Consider the following 12,259-nt stretch of genomic DNA (forward strand, 5'->3'; position numbering starts at 1 on the left):
ACCGAGATCCGAAGACCAGTGCGCGATACTGGGATTGAACCAGTGACCCCTACCGTGTCAAGGTAGTGCTCTCCCGCTGAGCTAATCGCGCGGGGGTGTGCCAGGGGCTCGAAGAGGCCCTGCCTGTGTGCGCGATACTGGGATTGAACCAGTGACCCCTACCGTGTCAAGGTAGTGCTCTCCCGCTGAGCTAATCGCGCAGGACGATCCGTAGACCGAGATCCGAAGACCAGTGCGCGATACTGGGATTGAACCAGTGACCCCTACCGTGTCAAGGTAGTGCTCTCCCGCTGAGCTAATCGCGCGGGGAGGGCCTCCGGTCGAAACCGGAGGCGCCTCTTGGAGGTGGAGACGGGATTTGAACCCGTGTACACGGCTTTGCAGGCCGTTGCCTCGCCTCTCGGCCACTCCACCAGGCAACATCTGAAGAACGATCCTACCTGTTCTCCATCGAGCGGACGACGAGATTCGAACTCGCGACCCTCACCTTGGCAAGGTGATGCTCTACCAACTGAGCCACGTCCGCCTGTCTTCCTGGAAGCTCTTCCGGTTTTTCCGGCCGCGCTCCCTGGCGACGTGTTGAACTCTAGCGGATTCCGGGCCCAGCTGAAAAATCCGTTCCCGCAGCGTGGCGCGGGGATGGCCGCCGGATGCCCAACCGCCCGGTCCGCGCGGACCGTTCCCGCAGGCCTCCGACCTAGACTTTTCGGTACCGGGGCGAACCCCCGGCGCCCACGCCCGCGCTCGCGCGGGCGCAACGGGCAGCACCGCAATCCGCGCAGGAGAACCCGTGTCCGGCCGCACCGCACCGCTCAGCCCCCACCAGCCGATGGCCCGCTTCGCCGGCCGGCTCGCCACCGGACTGCGCGAAGTCGCCCACGACCCCGCCGCGCTCGACCGCGGCGGATTCTGGGCCGTCGCCCTCGACTTCGAAGGCCGCCTCACCTGCGCCCGGTTCGACGACGTCCGCCCCGACCCCGCGCCGCCCGCCACCCACAACTGGCGCGGCCCGGACCAGGACAGCTGGCACAGCTCCCTCGACGCGGACGCCTACCGCGCCGGAGTGCGCCGCATCCGCGAGTACATCGCCGCCGGCGAGGTCTACCAGGCCAACCTCTGCCGGGTGTTGAGCGCACCGCTGCCCGACCCCGAACGCACCGACGTCGACGCCCTCACCGGACTGCTCGCCGCCCACAACCCCGCGCCGTACGCAGGAACGATTCGGCTCCCCGAGCACGGCGTCGAAATCGCCACCGCCTCGCCCGAGCTGTACCTGAGCCGCCACGGCCGCACCGTCCGCTCCGGCCCGATCAAGGGCACCGGCCGCACCGAGCACGACCTGCTCGAAAAGGACTACGCCGAGAACGTGATGATCGTCGACCTGGTCCGCAACGACCTCGGCCAGGTCTGCGACACCGGCACCGTCACCGTCCCCGACCTGTGCGCCGTCGAGAAGCACCCCGGCCTGGTCCACCTCGTCTCCACCGTCGAAGGACGCCTGCACGCCGACGTCGGCTGGCCGCAGCTGTTCGACGCCACCTTCCCGCCCGGCTCCGTCACCGGCGCCCCCAAGAGCAGCGCACTGCGCATCATCCGCGAACTGGAGACCGCCCCCCGCGGCCCCTACTGCGGCGCCATCGGCTGGGTCGACGCCGACCGCGGCGAGGCCGAACTCGCCGTCGGCATCCGCTCGTTCTGGATCGAACGGGACACCGGCCGGCCCGTCCTCAAATTCGGCGCCGGCGCCGGAATCACCTGGGGCTCCGACCCGGACGGCGAATGGCGGGAAACCGAGCTCAAGGCCGCCAGGCTGGTGGCGATAGCCTCCACGGGCACCCCCGCCTGACCGCAAGGAGCACAGCGCCGATGATCTGGGTCAACGGAACCCTCACCGCCGAGGACGACGCCGCACTCTCCGTCCTCGACCACGGACTCACCGTCGGCGACGGCGTGTTCGAAACCGTCAAGGCCGAGCACGGCGAACTCTTCGCCCTCACCCGCCACCTCGACCGCCTCACCCGCTCCGCCCGCGGCCTCGGCCTCCCCGACCCCGACCACGACCTGGTCCGCGAAGCCTGCGCCGCCGTGCTCGCCGCCAAGCCCATGCCGCTCGGCCGCCTGCGCATCACCTTCACCGGCGGCCGCGCCCCGCTCGGCTCCGAACGCGGCGACAGCGCCCCCACCCTGGTGGTCGCCCTCGGCACCGCCGAGCGCCGCCCCGACACCACCGCCGTCGTCACCGTCCCCTGGCGCCGCAACGAACACTCCGCCGTCACCGGCCTGAAGACCACCTCCTACGCCGAGAACGTCGTCGCCCTCGCCGCCGCCCACCGTGCGGACGCCGGCGAAGCCCTCTTCGCCAACACCGCCGGCCGGCTCTGCGAAGGCACCGGCTCCAACGTCTTCCTGGTCCTCGACGGCCGCCTGATCACCCCCACCCTCGCCTCCGGCTGCCTGGCCGGCATCACCCGGCAACTCGTCGTCGACTGGACGGGCGCCGAGGAGACCGACGTCCCCCTCGAAGCCCTCGCCGATGCCGAGGAGGTCTTCCTGACCTCCACCCTCCGCGACGTCCAGGCCGTCACCCGCGTCGACGCCCGCACCCTCCCCGGCATCGGCCCGGTCACCCGCAAGGCGATGGAGATCTTCGCCGAGCACGCCGCCCAGGACAACGACCCCGTCGAAGAGCGGTAGAACCGGACAGCGAGCGGGAAGGGGGCCGATATGACAACCACGTTGCGGCCGGACGGGGCCGAGGAGGCCGCGGCCAACGACGGGCGGACGCGGCGCTGGCACATCATGGTGAACGGACACCCGGTGGGCGGCCTGCGAACGACCGCATGGCCCAGGGACGGCTTCTGCCCGGGCGAGATCAGCGAGCTCGAAGTCAGCGAAGGACGGCGCCGCGGCCGGGGAACCGTCGCCGCGCTCGCCGCCGAGGAGGTGCTGCGCTCCTGGGGATGCACCCGGGTCGACGTCACGGTCCCGGCCGAGGCGGAAGCCGGCCTGCGCCTCGCCCACGCCCTCGGCTACACCGAGCGGATGCGCAACATGGCCAAGCCGCTCACCGAACTCCCGCAACTGCCACCGGAGTTGACGGACCGCCGGATCGGCCCCGACGAGTACCCGCACTGGGAGCGGGAGGCGGTCGCCAACTACCGGCAGGAGCTGATCGACTCCGGCCTCGGCCCCGACGAGGCCACCGCGAAGTCCGAGAACGACCACCGACGCGCCCTGCCCGCCGGCCCCGACACCCCCGACACCGCGCTGCGCCGACTCGTCGACGCCGACGGAAACGTCCTCGGCTGCGTCTGGGTCGCCCTCCGCCAGGACCGCCTGCCGGACGGCCGCCCGCTGGCCTGGGTGATGCTGGTCGAGGTCGCCCCCGACCAGCGCGGCCGAGGCCACGGCCGCACCCTGATGCGGGTCGCCGAACGGGAGTGCCTCACCGCCGGCGTCCACGACCTCGGCCTCAACGTGTTCTCCGACAACGACGTGGCGATCGCCCTCTACGAGTCGCTCGGCTACCGGGTCACCCTGCGCAGGCTCAGCAAGCCACTGCTCTGACCCGAACGGCCCGAACGGCCGGACCGCCCCGAACGACCCGACCGCCCCGCCGTCACCGACGCCGGGGCGGTCAGCCGCCCAGCAGCTCGACGATGCGCTCCAGCAGCCCGTCCTGGGACTGCCCGCCGTCCAGCCGCTTGCCGGCCACCACGTACGTCGGCGTGCCCGTGACGCCGATCGCCCGGCCCTCGGCCACGTCCGAGTCCACCAGCAGCATGTGCCGGCCGTCGATCAGCGCCGTGTCGACCTCGTCCGCGTCCAGCCCGGCCGCCCCGGCGATCTCCACCAGCGCCTTCGCCCCGTCGCGCTCCACGTCCTCCAGCCGGGCCAGCAGCGCCTCGACGAACTCCCAGCCGCGCCCCTGCTCGAACGCCTCGGAGGCCGCCTCCGCCGCCGGGTACGCGAACTTGTGCTTCTCCAGCGGGAAGTGCCGCAGCTCGACGGTCAGCGCGGCACCGTAGCGGGCGCGCAGCGTGCGCACGTCCGCCAGCGCGGTACGGCAGTCGGGGCACAGCAGGTCGCACCAGAACTCGACGCGGGGCAGGGGGGAATCGCTCATGCCCCAAGTCTCCCAGGTCCGCCGCCTGGGCCCGACCGGGCCGTGCGCCGCGCTCAGCGCCCGGCCGCCGCCACCGCCCCGGCCTCCGCCGAGCGCTGCCGGGCCCGGTACGCGGCCACGTGCAGCCGGTTGCCGCAGGTGCGGCTGTCGCAGTAGCGGCGGGAACGGTTGCGGGACAGGTCGACGAAGACCCGGGCGCAGTCCGGCGCCTCGCAGCGGCGCAGCCGCTCCAGCTCGCCGGCCATCACGATGAACGCCAGCGCCATCCCGAGCTCGGCGGCCAGGTGTCGGCCGATCGCGGCGTGCGGCGCGAAGTAGTGGATGTGCCAGCCGTGGTGGTCGTGGTTGGTCAGCCGCGGCGTGGTGCCGGCCTCGGCGACCAGCGCGTTGACCAGCTCCGCGGCCTGCTCGACGGTCTCGGCCGAGAACACCTCGCGCAGCCGGTCGCGCAACTCGTGCACGGCGGCCAGGTCGGCCGGACCGAGCGAGTCGATCTCACTGATCTCCTGCCCGACCACGAAGGCGCCCAGTGCCGTCACATCGGGCAACTGCTCGCTGCCGCAGGCCTCCGGCGCGGTGTTCAGCAGCTCCACCAGAATGCTCAGTGCGCACTCGGTGTCATGGGTGATCAGCACGTGGGGACTCCTCACGCGGCGGCGGTCCGAGGACCGCCGCGTCGGTCAACGCGGGGCCCGACTCTACCGGCCCGGACCGTCGTCCGGGCCCGGACGCGACGCGGAGGCCGCCCGGGCAGGCCTTGACCCCGGGCGTTCCCTCCACTGGAAGGGGACGCCCGGGGCCGGGCCCCGAGGCCGCCGCGGGCGGCACTGAACTGCGACCGTGCCCCCGAGTAGGACGGTGCGCATCGAGGCGATCCCGCCGCCGCGCGACGGCGGGCTGTGACTCGTTCGGGTTCAGCTTTCGGCGAGGATGTGCGACAGCTCCCGGTCGAGGTCGAAGTGACGGTGTTCGGTGCCGGGCGGAACCGCGGCGTCCGTCCGCTTGAGAAAGGACTCAAGCGCCCGGGCCGGGGCCTCCAGCAGTGCCTCTCCTTCCGGAGAGCTCAGGGCGATGCAAACCACGCCTTGTCCGTGGCTGCGGGACGGCCACACCCGGACGTCGCCGGTACCGGTCGGTCGGTGCAGCCCCTCCGCGAGGAGGTCGCGGGCGAACACCCACTCCACGGTCTCGTCTGCTCCGGTGTGGAACGTCGCATGCACGGCATAGGGGTCGGCAGTGTCGTAGCGCAGGCCCGCGGGGACGGGCAGTGAGGACTCGCTGGACACGATGAGGCGCAGGTGCAGCTCGCAGCTGACCGTGGTGTTCATAAGCGCCAGGGCCTTTCGCTCAGTGTGCGCTCGGGGAATCGCACGTCGGCGAACGGACCATCCCACCTGAAAGCCCGGTGTAAACCCGTCTGTCCCGATTCCGGTGCGAGTCGTACCCCTTCCGGCGCATTGCGGAATCCCCCGAACGGCCCGTCCGTCCGCCGGTCGGCCCGGCGGTCGCAGGGATTACCGGCGGTCGCACCGGACCGGCGGCCGGGCGACTGGAGGAACGCACGAAGCTGCCGCCCGCAGGCCCGTCCCGTCCGCGACCTCTCCGGCCGTCCCGTCCGACCGCCGCAGGTCGGGACCGTCGGCCCGACCGGGGTGCGGGCCGGGTCGGCGACGGGCGGGAGTGGTCGGAGCACCCGCGCAGATGGGGTAATGTTCTTTCTGCACCCGGGCGATTAGCTCAGCGGGAGAGCACTTCGTTCACACCGAAGGGGTCACTGGTTCGATCCCAGTATCGCCCACCGGAATGCAAAGGCGTAGGGCTCCGACTTGTTTATCAGGTCGGAGCCCTACGCCTTTTCCGCGTTCCCGGTGCGAGTTCTGACGGACATTCAACGGGCCTGCCCCGCACGGGAGCTATTCAACGGGCGTGCCCGGCGCGGGATCTGGGGGGCCGTCGGGGAACGGATTGGATGCCCGGGCCCAAGTGGTGCTACTGTTCATCTCGTTGCCCGGGCGATTAGCTCAGCGGGAGAGCACTTCGTTCACACCGAAGGGGTCACTGGTTCGATCCCAGTATCGCCCACCGAGCACAACGAGGAAGGCCCCGACCATCAGGTCGGGGCCTTCCTCGTTGTCTGCTCCCGGCGGATCGTCAGGCCGCCAACTCGCAGGCGTGGCCCGGCTCCAGGCGTTCGCCGCACCGGCAGCGGGCCGGCCGCAGCGGCCACGCCGTGTCCACCCGCTCCGGGGTGCCCGCCCGTTCGAACCAGCGCTCCAGGCCGCGCGCCTGCGCCGCGTGCCAGATCGCCTGCCGCAGGTGCAGCTCCGCCGGGGACAGCCCGCCGAGGCGCTCCGGGTGCTGCGACGCCACCGCCCGCACCAACTCCAGTGCCGCCAGCGCGTCCGCCGCCGCGTCGTGCGCGCCCACCAGCGAGACCCCGTAGTGCCCGCACAGGTCGGTCAGGGTGCGCCGGCCCTTGCGGTAGCGGTCCATCTGCTTGTCCAGCACCCGCGGGTCCAGCACCAGCAGCTCCGCGCCGCCCAGCACCTCCGTCAGCGAACCCGCCCCGTGCCGGCGCAACTCCCGGTCCAGCAGCGTCAGGTCGTAGGGGGCGTTCATCACCACCAGCGGCACCCCCGCGCGGGACTGCTCGGCCAGCGCGAGCGCCACCTCCACCGCCACCGTGCGCGGCGGACGGCCGTGCGCGCGCACCCGGTCGTCGGAAATGCCGTGCACCGCCCGGGCCTGCTCCGGAATGGGCACGCCGGGGTTTGCCAGCCAGTTGCGGACGGCCGCCGCCCCGCCCGGGGCGGACTGCACCACCAGGGCGGCCGAGACGATCCTGTCCTGCTCGACGTCCACACCCGTGGTCTCGGTGTCGAAGGACGCCAGCGGACCGTGGAACCAGGAACGGAGCTGTTGCATGACGCCTCCTCGGACGCCGCGCGAACCCTTGCCGGACGGCGCTCCCACCGAGGACCGGTGGAGCGCCGCACCGTGCCCAAGTGATACCGCAGTTGACGCACGGTCAATCCCGACCGGCGACCTTTTGTGGCAGAAAGTGACCGGACGATCACCGGGGCCGCCACGGGCCTTGGCGACAGGGACCTGGCCCGGCTCGGTACCATGCACAACGCAGCGGTCGTGCTGCACCCCATAGCCAGAACGTCAGGAGAGACCGGTGACGGACGTCCGGATCATCATCAACCGCGAACCCGATCGGGAAGAGCGCGTGGTGACCACGGGCACTACGGCCGCCGAGCTCTTCGCCGACGACCGCGCCGTGATCGCCGCCCGCGTCGGCGGCCAGCTCAAGGACCTCGCCTACGCCGTCCAGGACGGCGACGAGGTCGAGCCCGTCGAGATCTCCAGCCCCGACGGCCTCGACATCCTGCGCCACTCCACCGCGCACGTGATGGCCCAGGCCGTCCAGCAGGTCTTCCCGGAGGCCAAGCTCGGCATCGGCCCGCCCGTCCGCGACGGCTTCTACTACGACTTCGACGTCGAGAAGCCGTTCCACCCGGACGACCTCAAGACCATCGAGAAGCGCATGCAGGAGATCATCAAGCGGGGGCAGAAGTTCTCCCGCCGCGTGGTCACCGACGAGGCCGCCCGCGAGGAGCTCGCCAAGGAGCCCTACAAGCTGGAGCTGATCGGCCTCAAGGGCTCCGCCGCCACCGCCGGCGAGGGCGCCGACGTCGAGGTCGGCGCCGGCGAACTCACCATCTACGACAACGTCGACCCGAAGACCGGCGAGGTCTGCTGGGGCGACCTCTGCCGCGGCCCGCACCTGCCCAGCACCCGGCACATCCCGGCGTTCAAGCTGATGCGCTCCGCCGCCGCGTACTGGCGCGGCAGCGAGCGCAACCCCATGCTGCAGCGCCTCTACGGCACCGCGTGGCCCACCAAGGAAGAGCTGAAGGCCCACCTCGACTTCCTGGTGGAGGCCGCCAAGCGCGACCACCGCAAGCTCGGCACCGAACTCGACCTGTTCTCCGTCCCCGAGCAGATCGGCTCCGGCCTCGCCGTCTTCCACCCCAAGGGCGGCATCATCCGCCGCACCATGGAGGACTACTCGCGCAAGCGGCACGAGGAAGAGGGCTACGAGTTCGTCTACACCCCGCACGCCACCAAGGGGAAGCTGTTCGAGACCAGCGGCCACCTCGACTGGTACGCCGACGGCATGTACCCCCCCATGCAGCTCGACGAGGGCACGGACTACTACCTCAAGCCCATGAACTGCCCGATGCACAACCTGATCTTCGACGCGCGCGGCCGCTCGTACCGTGAACTGCCGCTGCGCCTGTTCGAGTTCGGCACCGTGTACCGGTACGAGAAGTCCGGCGTGGTGCACGGCCTGACCCGCGCCCGCGGCTTCACGCAGGACGACGCGCACATCTACTGCACCCGCGAGCAGATGGCCGACGAGCTGGACCGCACGCTGACCTTCGTGCTGGACCTGCTGCGCGACTACGGTCTGAACGACTTCTACCTGGAGCTGTCCACCAAGGACCCGGAGAAGTTCGTCGGCAGCGACGACGCGTGGGAGGAAGCGACCGCGGTGCTGGCCGCCGTGGCCGAGAAGCAGGGTCTGCCGCTGGTGCCGGACCCGGGTGGCGCGGCCTTCTACGGTCCGAAGATCTCCGTGCAGGCGCGGGACGCGATCGGCCGTACCTGGCAGATGTCGACCATCCAGTTGGACTTCAACCTGCCGGAGCGTTTCGAGCTCGAGTACACCTCGGCGGACGGCTCGCGGCAGCGGCCGGTGATGATCCACCGCGCGCTGTTCGGCTCGATCGAGCGCTTCTTCGCGGTGCTGCTGGAGCACTACGCGGGCGCCATGCCGCCGTGGCTGGCCCCGGTCACCGTGACCGGCATCCCGATCACCGACGAGCACGTGCCGTACCTGCTGGACGTGGCGGCCGAGTTGAAGAAGCACGGGATCCGGGTGGACGTCGACACCTCGGACGACCGGATGCAGAAGAAGATCCGCAACGCCCAGAAGTCGCGCGTGCCGTACATGCTGATCGCGGGCAACGACGACGTCGAGGCCGGCGCGGTGTCGTTCCGCTACCGCAACGGCGAGCAGAAGAACGGCGTGCCGCGTGACCAGGCGATCGCGGAGATCGTCGAGGCGGTGCGCAGCCGGGTGCAGGTCTGACGCCCGGTCGTCGGATGTGAGTGCGGGGCAGTCTCCTTCGGGAGTCTGCCCCGCACTGCTTGGTTCACGAGCTGTGACGCTTATGCTGGCGAGCATGACGAGTGAGCCGGAACTGCAGCGGGGCGTGGGGGAGCCGGACGGCTTCCGTCGCCTGTGGACACCTCATCGGATGGCGTACATCCAGGGCGAGAACAAGCCCACCGGCCCGGCTCCGGACGACGGTTGTCCGTTCTGTTCGATCCCGAAGCTGAGCGACGAGGACGGGCTGATCGTGCAGCGCGGCGAGTCGGTGTTCGCGGTGCTGAACCTGTACCCGTACAACGGCGGGCACTTGATGGTGGTGCCGTACCGGCACGTCGCGGACTACACCGAGCTGGACGGGCCGGAGACGGCGGAGCTGGGGGAGTTCACCAAGAAGGCGATGACGGCGCTGCGGGCGGCGTCGGGCGCGCACGGGTTCAACATCGGGATGAACCAGGGCGCGGCGGCGGGCGCCGGGATCGCGGCGCACCTGCACCAGCACGTGGTGCCGCGCTGGGGCGGGGACACCAACTTCATGCCGGTGGTGGGGCACACCAAGGTGCTGCCGCAGCTGCTGGCGGACACCCGGAAGGTGCTGGCCGAGGTGTGGCCGGTTTGATGCGGTGACGGACAAACGGCAGGGGCCGTGCGGGAGCAACTCCCGCACGGCCCCTGCCGTCTGTGGAACGGGGGATCAGCCGGCGTCGTACTTGTCGGCGCGGAACGGGCGGGCGCCCTGCATCTCGGCGCGGATCGAGTTGGAGCGGCCGGCGATCCGGTCGGTGGCGACGTCGTGCTCGTCGAGGAACTCGACCACGGCGGCGTGGATCAGGCCGACCACGGGGGTGGGGATGTACAGCACGTCGTCGGACTTGAAGCGGCTGTTCCAGGCGGGGTCGGCCCAGGCCTGGCGCAGGCAGAGCGGTTCGGGGAGGCCGATGGAGCCGCCGAGCCACTTCTGCAGGCTGGGGATCTTGTGGAGCGGGGCGCGGACGGCCTGCCGGACGATCTCGTCGTCGGTGACGATCGGGAGCGGGACGGAGCGGGTCTCCCAGAACCGGAGGGTCTTGGCGACGTCCTTCTCGGGGTTCTTGGGCTTGGAGCCGAAGTAGCCGGCGATCGGGCCGAGCGCGTGCGCCGTCGCGGTGACCTGCAGGCTGTGCGAGAGGACCATGATGCTGACCACCACGGTGGTGACCAACTGGCCCTTGTGCAGGACGAATTGGACGGCGATTCGGTGCCGGGTGTCGGTGCCGACGCTCTGCTTGTTGGCGAGTTCGGCGACGGCGAAGTCGCGCATCCGGTCGCCGTCCATCTCGGCGCCGGAGGGGCGGCCGATCTCGTCGGCGCCCTCGCCGGTGTCGAGCACCACCCAGTGGTTGATCTGCGGCTTGGGCAGACCGCCGTTGGGGACCTCGGAGCCGCTGAGGGCGCCGAGGCGGTCCGCGATCCGGCGGGCGAGGTCCCAGACGTGGAAGCTGCGGAAGTCGGGGTGGCCCTCGGCGGGGCGGAGGTCCTCGCGCAGCGACCACTCGGCCCAGCGGGCGCCGATGCCGAGGATGCCCTTGGGGCCGGCGTAGTGCTGGACGTTGGTGTTCTGCTCGCGGGTGAGGCGGTCGAGGCCGGCCTTGAGGTCGTTGGCCTTCTTGTCGAGGTCGTCCTTGGGGACGGCCTTGGGGACGACCGCGGCGACGGCGCTGCCGCCGACCAGGTCTCCCCAGCGGGCGCGCTGCTGCATGACGGAGGTGATGACGGTGCGCCGGGCGAGGTACCAGCCGACGACGGGGCCGATCATCACCACCCGGCAGTACAGGCCGAGCAGGCCGTGGACCGGCGGGCGGACGGCCAGGAACAGGGTGAGCGCGGCGGCGGCGAGCAGCGCCAGGGTGCCGATCAGGCCGTCCTTGGCGGCGGACTTCTTGGTGCCGAGCCAGGCGCGGGCCTGGTACGCGGCGAGCCAGACCAGCGTGCCGGGCAGGAAGAGCAGGCCGCAGACCACGCTGAGGGTGGAGAGCCGGCGGTCCCGGGCCTCGCGCAGGTCCTGGGCGGCGAGGCAGTGTTCGACGATCATGCGGACGTCGGTGCCGTGCGAGGGCACGATGGGCTTGCGGCCGCCGCCGAGGGTGCGGTCGATCAGGGCACGGCTGAACGCCTCGCCGGCGCTGGGCCGGAACAGCGCGAACTTGCCCTTCTTGACGCTCACTCCGGCGAGCGCTTCCAGTTCGTTGTAGTCGCCGGTGCGGTAAGCCGCAGAGGAGAACGCCTGGGTGACCGCGGTCTGATGACTGACGTCAGTCCGTGGTACCTGTGCGCCCGGCGTCATGTCGAGCTGAGTCACCTGAGCAGCTCCTCCTCCCCTGATGGTCTGCCGCAGGGTACCGTGCGGCGGCCCGCCCGTGCGGATCAACAGCTGATCCTTGGTCACATCTCGGCCGTGCGCGGCGGTTTCGGGGACATGTTGCCCCGTCGTGGGGACTTCGACGCACCCGGGTTTGCCCGCCGGCGTGAAGGGGGTGGAGGATCGCGGCATGACGAGTGGCTTCGCACCGGGCCCGGTGCTGGTTTTCGACGGTGACTGCGCGTTCTGTTCGAGCTGTGTGCGGTGGGCGGAGCGCTACCCGCGGCAGAGTCTGTCCTCGGCGGGGTGGGAGGCGGTGGCCTTCCAGTTCGCGGACATGGCGGCGCTGGAGGAGTTCACGGGAGGTCGGGCCACGGAGGAGCGGGCGACCCGCGAGGTGCTGTGGATCACGCCGGACCGCACGGTGTACGGCGGCGCGCAGGCCGTGGCGCGGCTGTTGATGCGCTCGGGCGGGCTGTGGGCGTGGGCGGGCGGCCTGTTGGCGCTGGCGCCGGTGCGGCCGCTCGCGGGCGTCGCGTACCGGTGGGTGGCGCGGCACCGGCACCAGATGCCCGGGGGCACCAAGGCGTGTGCGCTGCCGCGCCGTTCGTGA

The 12,259-nt window shown here is 71.2% G+C and carries 11 protein-coding genes and 7 tRNA genes; 8 read left to right on the forward strand and 10 right to left on the reverse strand.

Annotated features, from left to right (window positions below; genetic code table 11):
- Window positions 1-19: 19 nt before the first annotated feature.
- The 5 genes from ACFV4P_RS00020 to ACFV4P_RS00040 all read right to left on the reverse strand — a co-directional run bounded on the left by ACFV4P_RS00020 (window position 20) and on the right by ACFV4P_RS00040 (window position 526).
- Window positions 20-91: transfer RNA gene (locus ACFV4P_RS00020), tRNA-Val, on the reverse strand.
- Between the two features lie 37 nt (window positions 92-128).
- Window positions 129-200 (reverse strand) — tRNA-Val (locus ACFV4P_RS00025).
- A 33-nt stretch (window positions 201-233) separates the two neighbouring features.
- Window positions 234-305 (reverse strand) — tRNA-Val (locus ACFV4P_RS00030).
- A 35-nt stretch (window positions 306-340) separates the two neighbouring features.
- Window positions 341-414: transfer RNA gene (locus ACFV4P_RS00035), tRNA-Cys, on the reverse strand.
- A gap of 39 nt (window positions 415-453) precedes the next feature.
- Window positions 454-526: transfer RNA gene (locus tag ACFV4P_RS00040), tRNA-Gly, on the reverse strand.
- A 303-nt stretch (window positions 527-829) separates the two neighbouring features.
- Here ACFV4P_RS00040 and ACFV4P_RS00045 point away from each other — a divergent pair.
- Genes ACFV4P_RS00045 through ACFV4P_RS00055 form a run of 3 tightly spaced genes read left to right on the forward strand, consistent with a single transcriptional unit; the run spans window position 830 to window position 3,567 of the window.
- Entirely contained in the window at window positions 830-1,846 is a 1,017-nt protein-coding gene (locus tag ACFV4P_RS00045) for a chorismate-binding protein (RefSeq protein ID WP_380467091.1), read from the forward strand.
- A gap of 20 nt (window positions 1,847-1,866) precedes the next feature.
- Window positions 1,867-2,694 carry an aminotransferase class IV gene (locus tag ACFV4P_RS00050; protein ID WP_380465622.1) on the forward strand — a complete coding sequence of 276 codons (828 nt, stop codon included), beginning with the start codon at window positions 1,867-1,869 and terminating at the stop codon, window positions 2,692-2,694.
- 30 nt (window positions 2,695-2,724) lie between these two features.
- Window positions 2,725-3,567 (forward strand): GNAT family N-acetyltransferase, encoded by an 843-nt coding sequence (locus tag ACFV4P_RS00055; RefSeq protein WP_380465624.1) that lies wholly within the window; start codon window positions 2,725-2,727, stop codon window positions 3,565-3,567.
- 70 nt (window positions 3,568-3,637) lie between these two features.
- On the opposite strand, the gene ACFV4P_RS00060 is transcribed toward ACFV4P_RS00055, so the two are convergent.
- From ACFV4P_RS00060 to ACFV4P_RS00070, 3 genes are all read right to left on the reverse strand, one after another.
- Complete coding sequence (locus ACFV4P_RS00060) at window positions 3,638-4,126, reverse strand: DsbA family protein (protein WP_380465625.1); 489 nt, start codon at window positions 4,124-4,126, stop codon at window positions 3,638-3,640.
- A 53-nt stretch (window positions 4,127-4,179) separates the two neighbouring features.
- Entirely contained in the window at window positions 4,180-4,761 is a 582-nt protein-coding gene (locus tag ACFV4P_RS00065; protein ID WP_380465627.1) for a CGNR zinc finger domain-containing protein, read from the reverse strand.
- Window positions 4,762-5,040: 279 nt separating this feature from the next.
- On the reverse strand, window positions 5,041-5,454 hold the full coding sequence (locus ACFV4P_RS00070) for an SsgA family sporulation/cell division regulator (RefSeq protein WP_030056266.1): 414 nt from the start codon (window positions 5,452-5,454) through the stop codon (window positions 5,041-5,043).
- Between the two features lie 398 nt (window positions 5,455-5,852).
- Between ACFV4P_RS00070 and ACFV4P_RS00075 the strand changes: the two genes are divergently transcribed.
- Both ACFV4P_RS00075 and ACFV4P_RS00080 read left to right on the forward strand, forming a co-directional pair.
- Window positions 5,853-5,924, forward strand: a tRNA-Val gene (locus ACFV4P_RS00075).
- 212 nt (window positions 5,925-6,136) lie between these two features.
- A tRNA-Val gene (locus ACFV4P_RS00080) sits at window positions 6,137-6,208 on the forward strand.
- A 69-nt stretch (window positions 6,209-6,277) separates the two neighbouring features.
- On the opposite strand, the gene ACFV4P_RS00085 is transcribed toward ACFV4P_RS00080, so the two are convergent.
- The gene (locus ACFV4P_RS00085) at window positions 6,278-7,051 is read right to left on the reverse strand and encodes a 3'-5' exonuclease (protein ID WP_380465629.1); all 774 of its coding nucleotides are present in this window, start codon (window positions 7,049-7,051) and stop codon (window positions 6,278-6,280) included.
- A 256-nt stretch (window positions 7,052-7,307) separates the two neighbouring features.
- Between ACFV4P_RS00085 and thrS the strand changes: the two genes are divergently transcribed.
- Both thrS and ACFV4P_RS00095 read left to right on the forward strand, forming a co-directional pair.
- Window positions 7,308-9,287: a threonine--tRNA ligase gene (gene thrS / locus ACFV4P_RS00090; protein ID WP_380465631.1), complete on the forward strand. Its 1,980-nt coding sequence runs from the start codon at window positions 7,308-7,310 to the stop codon at window positions 9,285-9,287.
- Between the two features lie 82 nt (window positions 9,288-9,369).
- Window positions 9,370-9,927 carry an HIT domain-containing protein gene (locus ACFV4P_RS00095; RefSeq protein WP_073817038.1) on the forward strand — a complete coding sequence of 186 codons (558 nt, stop codon included), beginning with the start codon at window positions 9,370-9,372 and terminating at the stop codon, window positions 9,925-9,927.
- Between the two features lie 75 nt (window positions 9,928-10,002).
- Here ACFV4P_RS00095 and ACFV4P_RS00100 read toward each other — a convergent pair whose 3' ends face one another.
- The gene (locus tag ACFV4P_RS00100; RefSeq protein ID WP_380465633.1) at window positions 10,003-11,646 is read right to left on the reverse strand and encodes a hypothetical protein; all 1,644 of its coding nucleotides are present in this window, start codon (window positions 11,644-11,646) and stop codon (window positions 10,003-10,005) included.
- A gap of 190 nt (window positions 11,647-11,836) precedes the next feature.
- On the opposite strand from ACFV4P_RS00100, the gene ACFV4P_RS00105 reads away from it, so the two are divergent.
- A complete protein-coding gene (locus ACFV4P_RS00105; protein WP_380465635.1) occupies window positions 11,837-12,259 on the forward strand; it encodes a thiol-disulfide oxidoreductase DCC family protein in 423 nt (140 codons plus the stop codon).

The organism is Kitasatospora sp. NPDC059795 (assembly GCF_042732175.1).
Taxonomy (GTDB): Bacteria; Actinomycetota; Actinomycetes; order Streptomycetales; family Streptomycetaceae; genus Kitasatospora.

What these genes read in the sequence shown, in the direction of transcription:
- ACFV4P_RS00045 (WP_380467091.1), top strand. Translation starts at nt 830, where the DNA reads ATGGCCCGCTTCGCCGGCCGGCTCGCCACCGGACTGCGCGAAGTCGCC.
- ACFV4P_RS00050 (WP_380465622.1), top strand. Translation starts at nt 1,867, where the DNA reads ATGATCTGGGTCAACGGAACCCTCACCGCCGAGGACGACGCCGCACTC.
- ACFV4P_RS00055 (WP_380465624.1), top strand. Translation starts at nt 2,725, where the DNA reads ATGACAACCACGTTGCGGCCGGACGGGGCCGAGGAGGCCGCGGCCAAC.
- ACFV4P_RS00060 (WP_380465625.1), bottom strand. Translation starts at nt 4,126, where the DNA reads ATGAGCGATTCCCCCCTGCCCCGCGTCGAGTTCTGGTGCGACCTGCTG.
- ACFV4P_RS00070 (WP_030056266.1), bottom strand. Translation starts at nt 5,454, where the DNA reads ATGAACACCACGGTCAGCTGCGAGCTGCACCTGCGCCTCATCGTGTCC.
- ACFV4P_RS00085 (WP_380465629.1), bottom strand. Translation starts at nt 7,051, where the DNA reads ATGCAACAGCTCCGTTCCTGGTTCCACGGTCCGCTGGCGTCCTTCGAC.
- ACFV4P_RS00095 (WP_073817038.1), top strand. Translation starts at nt 9,370, where the DNA reads ATGCTGGCGAGCATGACGAGTGAGCCGGAACTGCAGCGGGGCGTGGGG.
- ACFV4P_RS00105 (WP_380465635.1), top strand. Translation starts at nt 11,837, where the DNA reads ATGACGAGTGGCTTCGCACCGGGCCCGGTGCTGGTTTTCGACGGTGAC.